Origin of the sequence: Desertivirga arenae (assembly GCF_017355785.1) — a bacterium.
GTDB lineage: Bacteria > Bacteroidota > Bacteroidia > Sphingobacteriales > Sphingobacteriaceae > Desertivirga > Desertivirga arenae.
Map to the genome: position 1 here is coordinate 1 of NZ_JAFEWE010000017.1, position 16,618 is coordinate 16,618.

Consider the following 16,618-nt stretch of genomic DNA (forward strand, 5'->3'; position numbering starts at 1 on the left):
AATTCCTCAACAACCATCCGCTTAAATACTTCGCTGTACTTTTTCGACGAGCTTTCTCTTTTTTGTTTAATTACCTGATAACTCATATGTTGACTTTGTATTAGTCAACTTTTTTCAGGACGAGACATAAAAACAAAAAAGCCCTGTGATAACTCACAGGGCTTTGAAATTACTTGTCTTAAAGAGACTATGCTGTTTCTTCCGTTGAAGAAGCGTCAGCAGCTGGTGCTTCTGTAGCCGGAGCTTCAGTAGCAGCGCTTTCTGCAGCAGGTGCAGCAGCTTTAGCTTTACCTGAACCACCACGACGACGAGTAGCTTTCTTCTCAGTAGCAGCAGGAGCTTCTTTAGTATAAACAGTATTATAATCCACAAGCTCAATTAAAGCCATCTCTGCATTATCACCAGGACGATTAGGTAACTTGATGATACGAGTATAACCACCCGGACGATTTGCTACTTTCTCTGCAATTTCGCGGAACAATTCAGCAACAACTTCTTTATTCTGAAGGTAGCTAAACACTGTACGACGAGAGTGAGTAGTATCGTTTTTTGCTTTGGTGATTAAAGGCTCAACATAAGTACGTAAAGCTCTTGCTTTAGCTAATGTTGTAGTAATACGCTTGTGTTCAATAAGCGAAGAGGCCATGTTAGCCAACATTGCCTTTCTATGGCTGTCGGTCCGACCTAAGTGATTAACTTTCTTTCCGTGTCTCATTTTTGTTTTCGTTTTACATGCCTATACCGTCTCATATGAGGGAATTACAAACATGTCGCTTATAAGTATATCTCTTCTCAGAGAGTATTTATTTACTGTAATCCTAACGAAGAATAGTTTATTCTTCGTCAAGTTTGTATTTAGAAAGGTTCATACCAAAAGAAAGACCTTTTGATTTAACCAAATCCTGAATCTCTGTCAATGATTTCTTACCGAAGTTTCTGAATTTCAACATATCAGCAACGTCATAAGAAACAAGATCAGCTAAAGTGCGAATATCTGCTGCTTTCAAGCAATTTAATGCACGAACAGAAAGATCAAGATCAACTAGTTCAGTCTTAAGGATCTTACGCATATGCAAGATCTCCTCATCAACCTCCTTAGTTTCTTCCTTAGCCTGAGCCTCTAACATGATATTCTCGTCAGAGAATAACAAGAAGTGGTGAATAAGGATCTTAGCAGCTTCTTTCAAAGCATCCTCAGGATGAATAGAACCGTCAGTAGAAATGTCAAGAACTAACTTTTCATAGTCAGTTTTTTGTTCTACACGATAGTTTTCAATAGTGTACTTAACATTCTTTATAGGTGTGTAAATTGAATCAATAGCAATTACACCTACAGGAGCGTCAGCATTTTTATTTTCTTCAGCGGCAATGTAACCACGACCCTTGTTCACTGTTAACTCTACTTCTAAAGTTACAGAAGGCTCCATGTTACAAAGCACAAGATCAGGGTTTAATACAGTAAAATTATTAGAGAATTTTGTGATATCTCCAGCCTTAAACTGCTCCTGACCGTTAATGATTACGAATATTTTTTCAGAATCGCCTGACTCGCCAGTCTTTTGAAAACGAACCTGCTTCAAACTCAAAATGATCTCAGTAACGTCTTCTACAACACCTTTGATAGTAGAAAATTCGTGAGAAACACCTGAAATACGAACCGAAGTGATTGCAAAGCCCTCAAGTGAAGACAATAAAATACGACGTAAAGCATTACCGATGGTAACACCGAAACCTGGTTCCAACGGACGAAACTCAAATGTACCGTCGAAATCCGTAGATTTCTGCATGATAACTTTATCAGGCTTTTGGAATGCTAATATTGCCATTTATATTCAGTTAATGTTTTTAAACTGTAATAGCCGCCCCGGAAGGGGCAGCTTAAATATGTTATTTAGAGTATAACTCAACGATAAGGTTTTCCTTGATATTTTCAGGAATCTCATCGCGGTTAGGATAGCTTAAGAATTTACCAGTTAAACTGTTTGCATCCCACTCTAACCAAGTATGTTTATTGATTCTTCTTCCGGCAACAGAATTAGAAATCGTCTCAAGAGATTGAGAACGCTCTCTAACAGCTACTACATCACCTGCACGTAGAGAGTAAGAAGGAATATTTACAACTTCGCCATTTACAGTAATGTGCTTGTGACCTACTAATTGGCGAGCAGCTGAACGAGTAGGAGCAATTCCTAAACGATAAACTGTATTATCTAAACGAGCTTCTAATAATTTTAAAAGGTTTTCACCAGTAATACCTTCTTTAGAAGAAGCAGTATGGAATAAGTTTTCGAACTGACGCTCTAAAACTCCATAAGTATATTTAACTTTTTGTTTTTCCTGAAGCTGGATAGCGTATTCAGATTGTTTACCACGACGCTTTGAAGCACCGTGCATGCCCGGAGGATAGTTCTTTCTTTCTAATGCTTTATCAGGACCAAAGATCGGTTCTCTGAATTTACGGGCGATTTTGCTTTTTGGGCCAGTATATCTTGCCATTGTATTTTCTTTAAAGTATCTGATAGCCTATAGCTACCGAATCTTAGCTTTAACAATTAATTTCTTTTTCGACTGTAAGCTTAAGCTTTAAGCCTGATGCTATTAGCAACGCTAATAACAATTATACTCTTCTCCTTTTTGGAGGACGACATCCGTTGTGAGGAAGCGGAGTAATATCTTTGATCGTTGTTACTTCAATACCTGCAGTTTGAAGTGTACGGATTGCAGACTCACGTCCGGAACCTGGACCTTTTACAAACACCTCAACCTTACGCAAACCTAGATCGTAAGCAACTTTACCGCAGTCTGAAGCGGCTTGAGATGCTGCATAAGGAGTGTTCTTCTTAGATCCTTTGAAACCCATTTTACCTGCAGAAGACCATGAAATAGCCTGTCCCTGACTGTTGGTAAGAGTAACAATGATATTATTGAAAGTAGCGTTAATGTGTGCCTGACCAACTGGTTCAACAACTACAATACGCTTTTTGGTTACTTTTTTAGTCTTAGCCATTACTTATCTGGTATTATTTAGTAGCCTTTTTCTTGTTAGCAACTGTTTTACGTTTTCCTTTACGTGTACGTGAATTGTTCTTGGTTCTCTGACCACGAACTGGTAAACCTTTACGGTGACGTAATCCACGGTAACATCCGATATCCATTAAACGCTTAATGTTTAATTGAACTTCAGAACGTAAAGCACCCTCAACCTTAATTTCGTCATTAATGATTGTACGGATTGCTGCTAACTGATCATCGGTCCACTCTTGTACTTTCACATTACGGTCAATACCAGCCTGATCTAAGATCCTTTGAGCCGTAGCTCTGCCGATACCGAAAATGTAAGTAAGTCCGATCTCTCCTCTTTTGTTTCTTGGTAAATCAATACCTGCTATCCTAGCCATATTTTATTTAAATGATTGAATGACTGAATTCATGAATGTTCCGATCTGGTGAAATCTTTCCATACACTCCTTCAATTAATTTTATCCCTGGCGTTGTTTGTACTTAGGGTTCTTTTTGTTGATAACATAAAGCTTACCCTTACGACGGATAATTTTGCAATCCGCACTACGCTTTTTAATTGATGCTCTAACCTTCATCTTATTTATATCTATAAGTTATTCTGCCTTTTGTTAAATCATAAGGAGACATTTCCAGTTTAACTTTATCCCCAGGCAAAATTTTGATATAGTGCATACGCATCTTACCTGAAATATGTGCAATAATCTCGTGACCGTTTTCCAACTCTACACGAAACATCGCATTAGATAATGCTTCCTTAATGATTCCGTCTTGCTCAATAGAGGCTTGTTTAGCCATATTTTATTGATTTCTATTTAATTAGGCCCGCTAATTCGGGAGCGCAAAATTAAACAAAAAAATTTAAATAATAATTTTTTTTATCTTAAAACTTCTTCTATATACTCAAAGGTTGATAGCACATCCGCACTGCCTTTCCTTACTGCTACCGTATGCTCGAAGTGAGCTGAAGGCTTATTATCCTTAGTACTAACAGTCCAGCCATCCTTCCAAAATTTAATCGCAGCTTTGCCCGCGTTGATCATTGGTTCTATTGCCAGCACCATGCCTTCTTCCAGTTTCATTCCCGAACCACGTTTACCATAATTTGGAACTTCTGGTTTCTCATGCAGTTTAAATCCAACTCCATGACCAACTAGTTCTTTAACCACTCCGTAACCGTGCTTTTCGGCATGTTCCTGAACAGCATAACTGATATCCCCTACTCTTAAGCCAACCACAGCTTTTTCGATGCCTTTAGCCAAACATTCCTTAGTAATGTTTAGAAGTTTCCTTGTTTCCTCCCCAATTTCGCCTACAGCGAATGTATAAGCAGAATCACCAAAGAACTTATTAAGAATTACACCGCAATCTACTGAGATGATATCTCCTTCCTTTAGTTCAAACTCGCCAGGAAAACCATGAACGACCTGATCATTTGGAGAAATACAAAGAGAATAAGGAAATCCGTTGTAGTTAAGGAAAGCAGGAACTCCCCCGTTATCACGTATATAAGTTTCAGCTAACTTGTTAAGTTCAATAGTTTTAACTCCTGGCTTAATAAGCTTCGCTACTTCAGCTAAAGTTTTAGAAACTAATAAGGAGCTCTTCCTTATTAGTTCTATTTCTTCTGAAGTCTTATATAAAACTTTTGGCATAATTAGATGGTAGACCCGGCAGCGCCAGTACCAGAGGCGATTGGAGTACGTCCTCTAAGTCTTCCAGTTTTCATTAAACCATCGTAGTGGCGCATCAATAAATGACTTTCCACTTGTTGCAGTGTATCTAAAACTACACCTACAAGGATCAGCAAAGAAGTACCACCGTAAAAGTGAGCAAACTGGCTGTTGATACCAAGTACGTTAGCAATAGAAGGCAAAATGGCTATGATCGCTAGGAACACTGCTCCTGGTAATGTAATTTTCGAAATTACAGCATCAATATATTCACCAGTAGTAGCTCCTGGTTTAACACCTGGAATAAAGCCACCATTTTTCTTCATATCGTCAGACATCTGAACCGGGTTAACGGTAATGGCTGTATAAAAGAAAGTGAATGCAATGATCAGAATTGCGAAAGTAACATTATATGCTACTGAAGTATAATTGCTTAAAGAAGTAAGAAATGAGCCTTGAGCACTAGGAAAAAACTGACCTATTGTAGCTGGGATAAACATGATTGCTTGGGCAAAAATGATCGGCATAACACCCGCAGCATTGACCTTTAAAGGAATATATTGACGTACTCCTCCATATTGTTTATTACCTACAATCTTTTTAGCGTACTGAACAGGGATCTTTCGTACCCCTTGTACAATAAGGATTGTAAAAACTACAATGAAGAACAAAGCGATCAACTCTACGATGAAAGCGATAATTCCTCCGTTACCCAATCTTGACTGGAATTCGGAAATAAGTCCCGCAGGCAACTGAGCAATAATACCAACCATGATTACCAGTGAAACACCATTTCCAATACCCTTGTCAGTGATCTTCTCACCCAACCACATCACGAATAATGTACCTGCAGTAAGAATAACCATTGTAGCAACAGTAAACCAAGGCTCGCCTAATACTTTCGCCTCAGCAGGAATCTGCGTACGTGCATAAGCTGCACCTTGAACAAACGTGATCACAACAGTAAGGTAACGAGTGATCTGGTTTAATTTTTTCCTACCGCTCTCACCTTCTTTCTGCATCTTCTGGAAATACGGAATAGCAATACCTAATAACTGCACAACAATAGATGCAGAAATATATGGCATTACCCCTAACGCAAAAATAGAAGCACGTGAAAATGATCCACCTGCAAACATGTTTAACAGACCAAGTATACCAGCTTTTTGCTGGCTTTCCAGCGCCAAAGGGTTAACACCTGGCAACGTAATAAATGATCCTATACGATAAATTAAAAGAAATAAGAGTGTGTTTAAAATACGCACTCTTAAATCCTCTATCTTCCAGATATTTGAAAGAGTAGTGAAAAGCTTCTTCATTAATTAATTACAATTTAACGATTGCACCACCAGCTGATTCAATTGCTTTTTGAGCAGTTGCTGTAAAAGCATGGGCGGTAACATCTAATTTAGCTTTTAATTCGCCTCTTCCAAGAATTTTAACTAAATCGTTTTTAGAAATTAGTCCGTGTTCTTTTAAAGTATCGAAGTTAATTGCAGATAAATTGAATTTTTCAGCTAAACCTTGTAGTACGTCAAGATTAATACCTACGTATTCAACGCGGTTGATATTCTTGAATCCAACTTTAGGTAAGCGACGTTGCAAAGGCATTTGACCTCCTTCGAAACCAACTTTAGTTGAAGTTCCTGAACGAGAACCAGCTCCTTTATGACCACGTGTTGAAGTACCACCACGGCCAGAACCAGTACCGCGACCAATGCGCTTTTTATTTTTGGTTGAACCTTCTGCAGGTTTTAAATTACTTAAGTTCATGATTAAATACTTTCTACTGCTACTAAATGATTAACTGCTCTTACCATCCCGATAATAGCCGGGGTAGCTTCAACTTCAACAGACCTGTTGATTTTACCTAAACCTAAAGCCTGCATAGTTCTCTTTTGGCGCTCGCTTCTGTCGATAACGCTTTTAATTTGAGTTACTTTGATCTTCGCCATGGTATTATCCGTTAAAAACTTTATTAAGATCAACACCGCGGTGCTGAGCTACAGTGAAAGCATCACGCATTTGTGAAAGCGCAGAAACTGTTGCTTTAACCACGTTGTGTGGGTTAGATGAACCTTTTGATTTTGCCAATACGTTGTGGATACCAGCACTTTCCAATACTGCACGCATCGCACCACCGGCGATAACTCCAGTACCGTTTGCAGCAGGTTTAATGAAAACAAAACCTCCTGAAAACTTACCATATTGCTCGTGAGGAACAGTACCGTTTATTACAGGAACTTTCACAAGATTCTTTTTAGCATCGTCGATACCTTTAGCAATTGCCTCGGTTACCTCTTTTGCTTTACCAAGACCGTAACCTACTACTCCGTTCTCATCACCCACCACTACGATAGCTGAGAAAGAGAAAGTACGACCTCCTTTGGTAACTTTCGCTACACGCTGGATGCTAACTAAGCGATCTTTTAATTCAATCTCGCTTGATTTAACTCTTTTAATATTTATTGTTGACATCTTTTTTTTTTGTTGGGATTACACAGATTTAAGAGGATTACACAGATAACTCGGTGGAATCATTAATAATCGGTGTCATCGGTGTATTTAGAATAATAAACCGCCTTCGCGAGCTCCTTCAGCCAATGATTTAACACGTCCATGGTATAAATAACCATTTCTGTCAAATACTACCTGACTGATACCAGCCGCAACAGCTTTCTCAGCTACTGCTTTACCTACAGCTTTAGATTGCTCTGATTTGTTACCAGTTGCACTAAAGTCTTTTGATAAAGATGAAGATGAAACGATAGTTTTACCGGTTGTATCATCAATAATCTGAGCGTAAATTCCTTTGTTACTTCTATAAACAGATAAACGTGGACGCTCTGCAGAACCGGTTAATCTTTTTCTGATTCCTTTTTTAATTCGCTCTCTGCGAGATAATTTTACTCCTGCCATGATGATTACTTTTTAGATGCCGATTTACCAGCTTTTCTTCTTAACACTTCACCAACAAACTTGATACCTTTACCTTTATATGGCTCTGGCGCACGTAAAGAACGGATCTTTGCAGCAACCTGTCCTAATAATTGTTTGTCGATACTTTCTAAAATAATTGTTGGGTTCTTACCTTTTTCTGCAGTTGTAGCTACTTTAATTTCTTTTGGTAACTCAAATACGTAATGGTGAGAATAACCTAATACAAGGTCTAATGTATTACCAGTATTTGTGGCACGGTAACCCACACCCACTAACTCCTGCTCTACTTTGTAACCTTCTGTTACACCTTTAACCATGTTAAAGATTAAAGCACGGTACAAACCATGTAATGCTTTATGTCGCTTTTGTTCAGACGGACGTTGTACTACAACTGTTCCTTCTTCCTGAGCGATTGTAATATCTGAATCAACTAACTGAGTTAATTCTCCTTTTGGGCCTTTTACAGTAACCAGGTTCTGTTCAGAAACTGTAACTGTAACTCCAGCTGGGATTGCGATTGGCGCTTTTCCTATTCTTGACATCTTTAATCCTCCTGATTAATAAACGTAACATAAAACTTCGCCACCGATGTTCAAGTTTCTAGCTTCTTTGTCAGTCATAACACCTTTAGAAGTAGATAGGATAGCGATACCTAAACCATTTAAAACACGTGGCATTTTTTCAACACCTGCATACTTTCTCAAACCAGGCTTACTCACACGTGTAATGGTGCGAATAGCAGGAACTTTAGTGATCGGATGGTACTTCAAAGCGATCTTGATAGTGCCTTGAATGTTAGAATCTTCAAACTTGTAGTTCGCGATGTAACCTTTGTCAAAAAGAACTTTTGTGATTTCTTTTTTGAGGTTTGATGCAGGAATTTCGACAACCCTATGGTTGGCCTTGATGGCATTCCTTACTCTTGTAAGATAATCTGCTATTGGATCTGTATTCATTATACTTGTTTTTGATGGTGGTTTCCTTCCCTGTCACAGGGACGACCTTCCATCGGTTAAAATTTAAAATTGGAACGCAAAGGTACAAAAAAAATTCAAAAACTATCAAATTGATAATTTTTGAATTTTAATTAACCTTTTTCCTAAAAATTCAAAAGTTAAAACTCAAATTCAAAAACACCTGCCGAACAGGTCTTTTGCTATTATTCTAACTTTTGACTTAGTATGTTATTACCAGCTCGCTTTCTTTACTCCCGGGATCTTACCAGCAAGAGCCATTTCACGGAAAGTAACACGTGAAATACCAAACTGACGCATATATCCACGAGGACGACCAGTTAGCTTGCAACGATTATGCAAACGTACCGGAGAAGCATTTTTAGGTAATTTATCTAAAGCTTCAAAGTCACCAGCTTCTTTAAGAGCAGCTCTTTTATCAGCATATTTGGCAACTAATTTCGCACGTTTAAGCTCACGTGCTTTTACACCTTCTTTAGCCATTATTTACTGTTTGATTTTTAAATGGTAATCCGAATTGCTTTAATAACTCAAGCGCTTCAACATCATTCTTTGCAGAAGTTACAAAGGTGATATCCATACCCTGGATCTTATTGATCTTGTCGATATTGATCTCAGGGAAGATGATTTGCTCAGAGATACCTAGTGTATAGTTTCCATTTCCATCGAAACCTTTATCGTTGATACCTTTGAAATCACGGATACGAGGTAAAGCTACTGCGATCAAACGATCAAGGAACTCATACATTTTGTTATCACGTAAAGTTACACGAACACCGATCGGCATTCCTTTACGTAATTTGAAGTTAGAGATATCCTTTTTTGATTTTGCAGGAACAGCTTGCTGACCAGTAATTGTAGTCAACTCGTTCAAAGCATTCTCAATTTGTTTTTTATCGGAAGTTGCAGAACCAACACCCTGGTTGATAGCAATCTTCTCTAATTTAGGAACCTGCATTACGCTTTTATACTGGAATTTATCCTTAAGCGCTGTGCGAATTTCCTCTTTATATTTCGATTTTAATCTTGGTACGTAAGCCATTACTTAATTTCCTCCCCAGATTTTTTTGCTACGCGAACTAATTTACCTTCGCTGTTTAATTTTCTGCCAACGCGTGTAGGTTTTCCTGATGTAGGGTCTACAACTGCTAAATTAGAAATATGGATAGGCGCCTCTTTCTTAACGATACCACCGTTAGGGTTAGCAGCGTTAGGCTTAGTATGACGAGATACAAGATTTGCACCTTCTACAACTACTCTGTTAGCTTTAACAAGTACTTCAATAACCTTACCTTGTTTTCCTTTAGAGTCACCAGCAATGATTTGCACTAAGTCACCCTTACGGATTTTAAGCTTGGCTTGTGTATTTTTGATATTTCCCATTTTACAATACCTCCGGTGCTAATGATACAATTTTCATGAATTGTTTTTCACGCAACTCACGAGCTACCGGGCCAAAGATACGTGTACCACGTGGTTCGTCCTGGTTGTTTAACAATACGGCTGCGTTGTCGTCGAAGCGGATGTAAGATCCGTCTTTACGTCTTACTTCTTTCTTAGTTCTAACAACTACTGCTTTAGAAACAGTACCTTTTTTAACGTTACCAGAAGGGATAGCACTTTTTACAGTAACAACGATCTTGTCACCTAAAGAAGCATATCTTTTTGCAGTACCGCCTAGGACACGGATCACTAAAACTTCTTTAGCTCCGCTGTTGTCAGCAACATTCAGTCTTGATTCCTGTTGTACCATGTTACTTAGCCCTCTCTAAAATTTCAACTAATCTCCAGTTCTTAGTTTTACTCAGCGGACGAGTCTCCATAATTAACACTGTGTCGCCAATACCGCAAGTGTTAGCCTCGTCATGAGCCATAAATTTAGTAGTTTTCTTTACGAATTTACCGTAGATAGGGTGCTTTACTTTCCTTTCTACAGAAACAACGATAGACTTATCCATCTTGTTGCTTACTACCAACCCGATACGGGTTTTTCTTAATCGTCTTTCCATGTCGACTTTTACTATTATTCAGTTTCAGAAGCGGACTGTAACTCGGCAGCAGAAGCCGCTTTGCGCTTAGTCAATTCTGTGTTTAAACGAGCAATATCTTTTCTGATGTTCGCGATGCGAGAAGGGTTTTCGATTGCAGAAACTGCATGAGCAAATTTTAACTTAGTTAAACTTGCTTTTTCCTCGTTAATCCTTGCAACGATCTCTTCTGTTGATAGCTCTAAAATTTCTGACTGTTTCATTTTAATTTCTTGTTCTATGTTGCAGGTTGTATGTTGTAAGTAAGTGATTACTTAAACTTACAACTCACAACTCAAAACCTTTTTATGCTTCTACGTAATCTCTACGTACTACAAATTTTGTTTGAACCGGCAATTTCTGAGCGGCTAAACGTAATGCCTCTTTAGCAATCTCTAAAGGCACACCTTCAGCTTCAAAAATCATTCTACCTGGGCGTACAACAGCTACCCAATATTCAGGAGCTCCCTTACCTTTACCCATACGTACCTCAGCAGGTTTCTTAGTAACGGGTTTGTCAGGGAAAATACGAATCCACACTTGTCCTTCACGTTTCATATAACGTGTAACAGCGATACGTGCAGCTTCGATCTGGCGACTAGTAATCCAGGCTGGTTCAAGAGATTTAATACCGAAAGATCCGAAAGAAAGTTCTGCACCACGAGTTGCAAGACCCTTCATTCTGCCTTTCTGCATTTTTCTGAACTTCGTTCTTTTTGGCTGTAACATTTTAGTATCTTTTTATATCGTCAAACGATTTTAAAAATTCAATTATTTCTTTCCTCTGAAACCACCACCCTGGTTTCCACCACGGTTTTGGCCTCCTCCACGGTTTTGACCACCTTGTCCACCACGGTTATTTCCACCACGGTTTCCTCCACGATCGTTTCCACCTCTTCTGTCTCCACCGCGTCTGTCATTTCCACCTCTTTCATTTCCGCCGAAGTTTGAAGCACCTTCGTTTCTTCCGCGAGTGTTAGAAGTTTGACCGATGTTTGGAGAAAGATCACGTTTACCGTATACTTCACCTTTACAGATCCATACCTTGATACCGATCTTACCGTAAGTAGTTAATGCTTCAGCTAAAGCATAATCAATATCTGCACGGAAAGTGTGAAGAGGAATTCTGCCTTCTTTGTACTGTTCAGTACGCGCCATCTCGGCACCACCTAAACGACCAGAACACATTACTTTGATACCTTCTGCACCCATACGCATGGTTGATGCGATAGCAGTTTTCATTGCACGACGGAAAGAAATTCTAGCTTCTAACTGTTTTGCAACGCTTTCTCCTACTAATTGAGCATCAAGCTCAGGACGTTTGATCTCGAAGATGTTAATTTGAACATCCTTTTTAGTAAGCTTCTTTAACTCTTCTTTGATCTTATCAACTTCCTGGCCGCCTTTACCGATAACGATACCTGGACGTGCAGTGTGAATAGTTACAGTAATACGCTTAAGAGTACGCTCGATAACTAATTTAGCGATACCGCCTTTAGAGATACGTACTGATAAGTATTTACGAATTTTTTCGTCTTCAACTAATTTATCGGAGTAGTTGTTGCCACCGAACCAGTTAGAATCCCAACCTCTGATGATTCCTAAACGGTTACCTATTGGATGTGCTTTTTGTCCCATTTCCTATAAATTAGTTTTGTGCGATTTTACTGTCAACTACCAATGTTACGTGGTTAGAACGTTTACGAATTCTGTATCCACGACCCTGAGGAGCTGGTCTAAGTCTTTTTAACTGACGACCTCCATCAACCATAACTGTTTTCACAAACAGTTCGCTTTCTTCAGGACGTTGACCTTCGTTTTTCGCTTCCCAGTTTTTTATTGCTGACAAAAGAAGTTTCTCAACTCTTTGTGCAGCTTCTTTATTTGTATACTTTAAGATATAAAGTGCCTTTTCTACACGCTCGCCACGGATCAGGTCAACAACCAGTCTCATTTTACGAGGTGAGGTAGGGCAATTATTTAATTTTGCTACTGCTTCCATGGCTTATTTTTTCTTTTCAGCGTGACCTCTAAAAGTTCTCGTTGGAGCAAACTCTCCCAGCTTGTGACCAACCATATTCTCAGTTACATAAACTGGAATAAATTTATTTCCGTTATGAACAGCAAATGTGTGACCTACGAAATCCGGAGAGATCATAGAACGACGAGACCAAGTTTTGATCACAGTCTTTTTACTGCTTTCGTTAAGAACATCAACTTTTTTCAACAAGTTGTGGTCGATATAAGGGCCTTTTTTAATTGAACGTGCCATTATTTTTTCCTCCCTTCGATAATGTAACGACTAGAAGCTTTCTTCTTGTTACGGGTTTTGTAACCTTTAGACAATAAACCTTTTCTTGAACGTGGGTGACCTCCGGAAGCTCTTCCTTCACCACCACCCATTGGGTGATCTACCGGGTTCATGGCAACACCACGAACGCGAGGGCGATAACCTAACCAACGTTTACGTCCAGCTTTACCTAATACTTCATTTGCTTTTTCAGCATTAGATACTGATCCGATAGTTGCAAGACAAGTTGCAAGGATCATGCGGGTTTCGCCAGAAGGCAATTTAATAATAGCGTACTTACCGTCACGAGCAGAAAGCTGTGCATAAGTACCAGCACTACGTGCAATTGAAGCACCTTGACCAGGATTCAATTCAATGTTGTGAATGATTGAACCCAAAGGGATATTCTTTAACGGAAGTGCATTTCCAACTTCAGGAGCTGATGCTTCACCAGAAACTACAGTTTGTCCAACTGTTAGTCCTTCAGGAGCAATAATGTAACGCTTCTCACCATCAGCGTAATGTAGCAATGCTATACGGGCTGTACGGTTAGGATCGTACTCAATTGTGGCAACTGTTGCGGGGATATTGTGTTTATCGCGTTTAAAATCAATCAATCGGTATGACTTTTTATGTCCCCCACCGAGATAACGCATAGTCATTTTACCAGTGTTATTTCTACCACCTGACTTCTTAATAGCAACTACTAACGATTTTTCAGGAACGTTTGTAGTAACATCTGAGTAATCGCCTCCAACGCGGAAACGAGTTCCAGGGGTAACTGGTTTAAATCTTCTAACTGCCATGTCTAATTATATAGTGCCGTAAAAGTCTATAGTTTCACCATCTTTAAGCGTTACGATCGCTTTTTTGTATTTGGCTGTTTTACCAGATACGTTTCCTGCTTTTGTGTAACGGCTTTTTGTCTTTCCAGATACCACGATAGTGTTTACAGCTGCGATGTTAACACCATACATTTGTTCAATTGCTGTTTTAATTTGCAATTTGTTGGCTCTGTGATCTACTTTAAATGCATAACGATTCAGCTTCTCAGTTAGAATCGATGCTTTTTCTGTTAAAATAGGTTTCTTTAAAATTTCCATATTACTTGGCCAGTGCCTCCTCTAATTTTTTAACAGAATCAGTAGTTAACAAAAGTTTGCCAGCGTTCAACACATCGTAAGTGTTTAATTGGTCAGCAGTGATAACTTTTGCTTTTTTGATGTTTCTGCTTGATAAGTACACATTGTTATTAGCAGCCGGTAATACTAACAAAGTCTTTTCGCCAGCAACATTTAAGTCAGCAATTAACTTAGCGTAGCTTTTAGTTTTGATCGCATCGAAAGAGAAATCTTCTAAAACTACAATGTTGTTATCTTGTGCTTTGTAAGAAAGGGCTGATTTACGAGCTAATTGCTTTAACTTTTTGTTCAGTTTAAAGCTATAGTCACGTGGCTGAGGACCGAAAACACGACCACCACCATTGAATAAAGGTGATTTAATGTTACCAGCACGGGCACCACCAGTACCTTTTTGTTTGTATAGTTTGCGGGTTGATCCTGCAATTTCGTTACGCTGCTTAGCTTTGTGTGTACCCTGACGTTGATTCGCAAGGTATTGCTTAACATCTAAGTAGATTGCGTGATCGTTTGGCTCTACACCGAAAATCGCTTCAGGAAGTTGCACCTTGGCACCTGTTTCTTTACCTGAAATGTTTACTACATTAACTTCCATCTTATTTATCAACGATTACGTAAGAACCTTTTGCTCCCGGAATGGAACCGCTAACAACTAATAAATTCTGCTCAGCGTAAACTTTCAGGATCTGAAGATTCTGAACTTTAACACGAGCACCACCTGTACGACCCGCCATGCGCATTCCTTTGAATACACGTGAAGGCCATGAAGAAGCTCCTAATGAACCTGGAGCACGCATTCTGTTGTGCTGACCGTGAGTTTGACCACCCACACCACCAAAACCGTGACGCTTAACAACACCCTGGAAACCTTTACCTTTTGAAGTACCAACTACATCAACGAAGTCGCCTTCAGCAAAAATTTCAACGGTAACAGTGTCACCTAAAGTCTTTTCGTCTTCGAAGGTCTTAAACTCAACAAGCTTGCGCTTAGGAGTTGTTCCTGCTTTAGCGAAATGGCCTTTTAATGGTTGAGTCGTGTTTTTTTCTTTCTTCTCATCGAAAGCCAACTGAACCGCTTCGTACCCGTCCTTCTCGGCGGTACGAATCTGCGTTACAACGCAAGGGCCAGCCTCGATCACCGTACAAGGAATGTTTTTTCCTTCGGCGTCGAAAATGCTGGTCATTCCTACTTTTTTACCAATAATTCCTGACATTTTCTTTTGTTTCTTTTTTCGCCCATCGAAGCAGTAGGGCTTCGCTCAAGGCATAGTACCCCCTAAATGGGTCGGCAAAGATAGAGACAAAACTTTAATTATCAAATAGTGAGGGAGTTATTTTTTTATTTTTTAAAGAATAAGTTTAGTTGTTCGGTATTAGCAGGTTGGAGGCTCAGGTAAACTTTATCCAACAATTGGCACAGGATAGGGAGAGGTAAAAGAAGTCAATATAAAGGCGGAACTGGGTACAAAATGCCATTCTCCTGAAAGGATTATTACCAAATAGGGAAAGAAAAGGAGACTGGGTTGGAAAAGGGCAGGAACAAGTTCGGGATTTGTTTGGAAAGTATTCGGAGGCCCGGCAAGGTCCAGGCTTCCCTTCGGCCCTCTGCCCCGAATCTGTCTGCCCTCAGTTACGAATCAGGTACGAAGCATATACCAATGATCCCAGAAGAAATATCGCTATAAGGTCGCTATAACATCGCTAAAAGGTCGCTATAAGGTCGCTGAAATTTAATTGGAATTAACTGGAGGAAGAATTACCTTAGATGATAACCTTATAAAGATACTATTAAACCTTTTCTTGTCATGAAAAAAAACAGAAAACTTAAAAAGAAAAAAGAAGAACTTACCACTGTTAAAAGTAACACTTATGGAGAACACCAGCGCGCCAAAAGAGGTACCTATACCGAGGTGAGCCTGAATGATAAAATGAAAAAGAGCAGTGAGGAACAGGGTTTATCTAATATTGATGCTTCCCTGATAAGAAAGGAGCTTCTGCCTTATTTCTACAATACCAAACCTCGTAATTACTGGCCCAGACTCTTATCCCTTACGCGAGCAGGATATAAAGGAGGTTCCTGTCTGGACCCTTCCATATTTATAAACATCGATGTGTACGAAGAATACAAATTAAACCGTCTGGCCTCTCCATTATTTAACATTAATTCCAGCGGCGATGTCTTAACAGTTAAACTGGAATGGAGCCAATCACCTAATTTCAACAGGAAGTTTCCGGATGGTTATTTATACGGTGTGCTATGCATCTTTATAGATAGGACAAACATACGGTCTGCAAGTAGTGTAAAGTATTCCGAGGTCTATAGTCTCCAGGTTAATAAGGGTTCATGTTCACTGGATTTTGATTTGCCCACTGATTACCAATATGCATTAGTGTTTCTGATCCTGCATCCTACTGAAAAAAACAAAGTTTATACAGGTGCCGCGTCGTCTGGCTTCAAATGCATTTGGGCAAGCAGCCTTAAAGATCAAAGTAAAGTGGCGATGGAAGAACTTGTTATTTCAGATATAACTTCTGCTTAACATTGTCAAAATACCTT

The 16,618-nt window shown here is 39.2% G+C and carries 30 protein-coding genes; 1 reads left to right on the forward strand and 29 read right to left on the reverse strand.

Annotation, left to right across the window (positions count from 1 at the left end; all coding sequences use genetic code 11):
* Window positions 1-187: 187 nt before the first annotated feature.
* The 29 genes from rplQ to rplC form a co-directional block, all read right to left on the reverse strand.
* A complete protein-coding gene (gene rplQ / locus J4N24_RS22455; protein ID WP_207536004.1) occupies window positions 188-715 on the reverse strand; it encodes a 50S ribosomal protein L17 in 528 nt (175 codons plus the stop codon).
* Window positions 716-833: 118 nt separating this feature from the next.
* Complete coding sequence (locus J4N24_RS22460; RefSeq protein ID WP_207422276.1) at window positions 834-1,826, reverse strand: DNA-directed RNA polymerase subunit alpha; 993 nt, start codon at window positions 1,824-1,826, stop codon at window positions 834-836.
* A 61-nt stretch (window positions 1,827-1,887) separates the two neighbouring features.
* Window positions 1,888-2,496 carry a 30S ribosomal protein S4 gene (rpsD, locus tag J4N24_RS22465; protein WP_207536005.1) on the reverse strand — a complete coding sequence of 203 codons (609 nt, stop codon included), beginning with the start codon at window positions 2,494-2,496 and terminating at the stop codon, window positions 1,888-1,890.
* Between the two features lie 121 nt (window positions 2,497-2,617).
* Entirely contained in the window at window positions 2,618-3,007 is a 390-nt protein-coding gene (gene rpsK, locus J4N24_RS22470) for a 30S ribosomal protein S11 (RefSeq protein ID WP_207536006.1), read from the reverse strand.
* 13 nt (window positions 3,008-3,020) lie between these two features.
* The gene (gene rpsM, locus J4N24_RS22475; protein WP_207422273.1) at window positions 3,021-3,398 is read right to left on the reverse strand and encodes a 30S ribosomal protein S13; all 378 of its coding nucleotides are present in this window, start codon (window positions 3,396-3,398) and stop codon (window positions 3,021-3,023) included.
* A gap of 81 nt (window positions 3,399-3,479) precedes the next feature.
* On the reverse strand, window positions 3,480-3,596 hold the full coding sequence (gene rpmJ, locus J4N24_RS22480) for a 50S ribosomal protein L36 (protein ID WP_008506259.1): 117 nt from the start codon (window positions 3,594-3,596) through the stop codon (window positions 3,480-3,482).
* Window position 3,597: 1 nt separating this feature from the next.
* The gene (gene infA / locus J4N24_RS22485) at window positions 3,598-3,816 is read right to left on the reverse strand and encodes a translation initiation factor IF-1 (protein WP_021071231.1); all 219 of its coding nucleotides are present in this window, start codon (window positions 3,814-3,816) and stop codon (window positions 3,598-3,600) included.
* Window positions 3,817-3,896: 80 nt separating this feature from the next.
* Window positions 3,897-4,673: a type I methionyl aminopeptidase gene (gene map, locus J4N24_RS22490; RefSeq protein ID WP_207536007.1), complete on the reverse strand. Its 777-nt coding sequence runs from the start codon at window positions 4,671-4,673 to the stop codon at window positions 3,897-3,899.
* 2 nt (window positions 4,674-4,675) lie between these two features.
* A complete protein-coding gene (gene secY, locus J4N24_RS22495) occupies window positions 4,676-6,010 on the reverse strand; it encodes a preprotein translocase subunit SecY (protein ID WP_207536008.1) in 1,335 nt (444 codons plus the stop codon).
* Window positions 6,011-6,017: 7 nt separating this feature from the next.
* A complete protein-coding gene (rplO, locus tag J4N24_RS22500; RefSeq protein WP_207536009.1) occupies window positions 6,018-6,464 on the reverse strand; it encodes a 50S ribosomal protein L15 in 447 nt (148 codons plus the stop codon).
* Between the two features lie 2 nt (window positions 6,465-6,466).
* Window positions 6,467-6,646, reverse strand: a complete 180-nt coding sequence (rpmD, locus tag J4N24_RS22505; protein WP_207536010.1) for a 50S ribosomal protein L30 — start codon at window positions 6,644-6,646, stop codon at window positions 6,467-6,469.
* 4 nt (window positions 6,647-6,650) lie between these two features.
* Complete coding sequence (gene rpsE / locus J4N24_RS22510) at window positions 6,651-7,169, reverse strand: 30S ribosomal protein S5 (RefSeq protein ID WP_207422268.1); 519 nt, start codon at window positions 7,167-7,169, stop codon at window positions 6,651-6,653.
* Between the two features lie 87 nt (window positions 7,170-7,256).
* Entirely contained in the window at window positions 7,257-7,610 is a 354-nt protein-coding gene (gene rplR / locus J4N24_RS22515; RefSeq protein WP_207536011.1) for a 50S ribosomal protein L18, read from the reverse strand.
* Window positions 7,611-7,615: 5 nt separating this feature from the next.
* Entirely contained in the window at window positions 7,616-8,173 is a 558-nt protein-coding gene (gene rplF / locus J4N24_RS22520; RefSeq protein WP_207536012.1) for a 50S ribosomal protein L6, read from the reverse strand.
* Window positions 8,174-8,188: 15 nt separating this feature from the next.
* Entirely contained in the window at window positions 8,189-8,587 is a 399-nt protein-coding gene (gene rpsH / locus J4N24_RS22525) for a 30S ribosomal protein S8 (RefSeq protein ID WP_207536013.1), read from the reverse strand.
* A gap of 231 nt (window positions 8,588-8,818) precedes the next feature.
* Entirely contained in the window at window positions 8,819-9,088 is a 270-nt protein-coding gene (gene rpsN, locus J4N24_RS22530; RefSeq protein WP_207536014.1) for a 30S ribosomal protein S14, read from the reverse strand.
* Window positions 9,081-9,647, reverse strand: a complete 567-nt coding sequence (gene rplE / locus J4N24_RS22535; RefSeq protein ID WP_207536015.1) for a 50S ribosomal protein L5 — start codon at window positions 9,645-9,647, stop codon at window positions 9,081-9,083. Before rplE ends, rpsN begins: the two co-directional genes overlap by 8 nt.
* Entirely contained in the window at window positions 9,647-9,988 is a 342-nt protein-coding gene (gene rplX, locus J4N24_RS22540; protein ID WP_207536016.1) for a 50S ribosomal protein L24, read from the reverse strand. The genes rplE and rplX overlap by 1 nt, the downstream gene beginning before the upstream one ends.
* A 1-nt stretch (window position 9,989) precedes the next feature.
* Complete coding sequence (gene rplN, locus J4N24_RS22545) at window positions 9,990-10,358, reverse strand: 50S ribosomal protein L14 (RefSeq protein WP_207422261.1); 369 nt, start codon at window positions 10,356-10,358, stop codon at window positions 9,990-9,992.
* 1 nt (window position 10,359) lies between these two features.
* Window positions 10,360-10,614, reverse strand: a complete 255-nt coding sequence (gene rpsQ, locus J4N24_RS22550) for a 30S ribosomal protein S17 (protein ID WP_207422260.1) — start codon at window positions 10,612-10,614, stop codon at window positions 10,360-10,362.
* Between the two features lie 14 nt (window positions 10,615-10,628).
* On the reverse strand, window positions 10,629-10,856 hold the full coding sequence (gene rpmC / locus J4N24_RS22555) for a 50S ribosomal protein L29 (protein ID WP_207422259.1): 228 nt from the start codon (window positions 10,854-10,856) through the stop codon (window positions 10,629-10,631).
* Between the two features lie 82 nt (window positions 10,857-10,938).
* Entirely contained in the window at window positions 10,939-11,361 is a 423-nt protein-coding gene (gene rplP / locus J4N24_RS22560; protein WP_207422258.1) for a 50S ribosomal protein L16, read from the reverse strand.
* A 42-nt stretch (window positions 11,362-11,403) separates the two neighbouring features.
* Window positions 11,404-12,270, reverse strand: a complete 867-nt coding sequence (gene rpsC / locus J4N24_RS22565; protein ID WP_207422257.1) for a 30S ribosomal protein S3 — start codon at window positions 12,268-12,270, stop codon at window positions 11,404-11,406.
* Between the two features lie 10 nt (window positions 12,271-12,280).
* Window positions 12,281-12,634: a 50S ribosomal protein L22 gene (rplV, locus tag J4N24_RS22570; protein ID WP_207422256.1), complete on the reverse strand. Its 354-nt coding sequence runs from the start codon at window positions 12,632-12,634 to the stop codon at window positions 12,281-12,283.
* 3 nt (window positions 12,635-12,637) lie between these two features.
* A complete protein-coding gene (rpsS, locus tag J4N24_RS22575) occupies window positions 12,638-12,904 on the reverse strand; it encodes a 30S ribosomal protein S19 (RefSeq protein WP_207422255.1) in 267 nt (88 codons plus the stop codon).
* Complete coding sequence (rplB, locus tag J4N24_RS22580; RefSeq protein ID WP_207536017.1) at window positions 12,904-13,728, reverse strand: 50S ribosomal protein L2; 825 nt, start codon at window positions 13,726-13,728, stop codon at window positions 12,904-12,906. The genes rpsS and rplB overlap by 1 nt, the downstream gene beginning before the upstream one ends.
* A 6-nt stretch (window positions 13,729-13,734) precedes the next feature.
* Complete coding sequence (gene rplW / locus J4N24_RS22585) at window positions 13,735-14,025, reverse strand: 50S ribosomal protein L23 (RefSeq protein ID WP_207422253.1); 291 nt, start codon at window positions 14,023-14,025, stop codon at window positions 13,735-13,737.
* Between the two features lies 1 nt (window position 14,026).
* The gene (gene rplD / locus J4N24_RS22590; RefSeq protein ID WP_207536018.1) at window positions 14,027-14,656 is read right to left on the reverse strand and encodes a 50S ribosomal protein L4; all 630 of its coding nucleotides are present in this window, start codon (window positions 14,654-14,656) and stop codon (window positions 14,027-14,029) included.
* Between the two features lies 1 nt (window position 14,657).
* A complete protein-coding gene (gene rplC, locus J4N24_RS22595) occupies window positions 14,658-15,275 on the reverse strand; it encodes a 50S ribosomal protein L3 (protein WP_207422251.1) in 618 nt (205 codons plus the stop codon).
* A gap of 591 nt (window positions 15,276-15,866) precedes the next feature.
* Here rplC and J4N24_RS22600 point away from each other — a divergent pair.
* Window positions 15,867-16,601, forward strand: a complete 735-nt coding sequence (locus J4N24_RS22600; protein ID WP_207536019.1) for a hypothetical protein — start codon at window positions 15,867-15,869, stop codon at window positions 16,599-16,601.
* Window positions 16,602-16,618 lie beyond the last annotated feature (17 nt).

Bases quoted from the DNA above. Each gene is read 5' to 3' on its own strand.
- rpsS (WP_207422255.1), bottom strand. From the start codon at position 12,904: ATGGCACGTTCAATTAAAAAAGGCCCTTATATCGACCACAACTTGTTG.
- secY (WP_207536008.1), bottom strand. From the start codon at position 6,010: ATGAAGAAGCTTTTCACTACTCTTTCAAATATCTGGAAGATAGAGGAT.
- rpsD (WP_207536005.1), bottom strand. From the start codon at position 2,496: ATGGCAAGATATACTGGCCCAAAAAGCAAAATCGCCCGTAAATTCAGA.
- rplD (WP_207536018.1), bottom strand. From the start codon at position 14,656: ATGGAAGTTAATGTAGTAAACATTTCAGGTAAAGAAACAGGTGCCAAG.
- rplW (WP_207422253.1), bottom strand. From the start codon at position 14,025: ATGGAAATTTTAAAGAAACCTATTTTAACAGAAAAAGCATCGATTCTA.
- J4N24_RS22600 (WP_207536019.1), top strand. From the start codon at position 15,867: ATGAAAAAAAACAGAAAACTTAAAAAGAAAAAAGAAGAACTTACCACT.
- infA (WP_021071231.1), bottom strand. From the start codon at position 3,816: ATGGCTAAACAAGCCTCTATTGAGCAAGACGGAATCATTAAGGAAGCA.
- rpsQ (WP_207422260.1), bottom strand. From the start codon at position 10,614: ATGGAAAGACGATTAAGAAAAACCCGTATCGGGTTGGTAGTAAGCAAC.
- rplC (WP_207422251.1), bottom strand. From the start codon at position 15,275: ATGTCAGGAATTATTGGTAAAAAAGTAGGAATGACCAGCATTTTCGAC.
- rpmJ (WP_008506259.1), bottom strand. From the start codon at position 3,596: ATGAAGGTTAGAGCATCAATTAAAAAGCGTAGTGCGGATTGCAAAATT.
- rplP (WP_207422258.1), bottom strand. From the start codon at position 11,361: ATGTTACAGCCAAAAAGAACGAAGTTCAGAAAAATGCAGAAAGGCAGA.
- rpmD (WP_207536010.1), bottom strand. From the start codon at position 6,646: ATGGCGAAGATCAAAGTAACTCAAATTAAAAGCGTTATCGACAGAAGC.
- rplB (WP_207536017.1), bottom strand. From the start codon at position 13,728: ATGGCAGTTAGAAGATTTAAACCAGTTACCCCTGGAACTCGTTTCCGC.
- rplF (WP_207536012.1), bottom strand. From the start codon at position 8,173: ATGTCAAGAATAGGAAAAGCGCCAATCGCAATCCCAGCTGGAGTTACA.
- rplR (WP_207536011.1), bottom strand. From the start codon at position 7,610: ATGGCAGGAGTAAAATTATCTCGCAGAGAGCGAATTAAAAAAGGAATC.
- rpsM (WP_207422273.1), bottom strand. From the start codon at position 3,398: ATGGCTAGGATAGCAGGTATTGATTTACCAAGAAACAAAAGAGGAGAG.
- rpsK (WP_207536006.1), bottom strand. From the start codon at position 3,007: ATGGCTAAGACTAAAAAAGTAACCAAAAAGCGTATTGTAGTTGTTGAA.
- rpsC (WP_207422257.1), bottom strand. From the start codon at position 12,270: ATGGGACAAAAAGCACATCCAATAGGTAACCGTTTAGGAATCATCAGA.
- rplQ (WP_207536004.1), bottom strand. From the start codon at position 715: ATGAGACACGGAAAGAAAGTTAATCACTTAGGTCGGACCGACAGCCAT.
- rplO (WP_207536009.1), bottom strand. From the start codon at position 6,464: ATGAACTTAAGTAATTTAAAACCTGCAGAAGGTTCAACCAAAAATAAA.
- rpsE (WP_207422268.1), bottom strand. From the start codon at position 7,169: ATGTCAACAATAAATATTAAAAGAGTTAAATCAAGCGAGATTGAATTA.
- rplN (WP_207422261.1), bottom strand. From the start codon at position 10,358: ATGGTACAACAGGAATCAAGACTGAATGTTGCTGACAACAGCGGAGCT.
- rpsN (WP_207536014.1), bottom strand. From the start codon at position 9,088: ATGGCTAAAGAAGGTGTAAAAGCACGTGAGCTTAAACGTGCGAAATTA.
- rplV (WP_207422256.1), bottom strand. From the start codon at position 12,634: ATGGAAGCAGTAGCAAAATTAAATAATTGCCCTACCTCACCTCGTAAA.
- rpmC (WP_207422259.1), bottom strand. From the start codon at position 10,856: ATGAAACAGTCAGAAATTTTAGAGCTATCAACAGAAGAGATCGTTGCA.
- rpsH (WP_207536013.1), bottom strand. From the start codon at position 8,587: ATGAATACAGATCCAATAGCAGATTATCTTACAAGAGTAAGGAATGCC.
- map (WP_207536007.1), bottom strand. From the start codon at position 4,673: ATGCCAAAAGTTTTATATAAGACTTCAGAAGAAATAGAACTAATAAGG.
- rplE (WP_207536015.1), bottom strand. From the start codon at position 9,647: ATGGCTTACGTACCAAGATTAAAATCGAAATATAAAGAGGAAATTCGC.
- rplX (WP_207536016.1), bottom strand. From the start codon at position 9,988: ATGGGAAATATCAAAAATACACAAGCCAAGCTTAAAATCCGTAAGGGT.
- J4N24_RS22460 (WP_207422276.1), bottom strand. From the start codon at position 1,826: ATGGCAATATTAGCATTCCAAAAGCCTGATAAAGTTATCATGCAGAAA.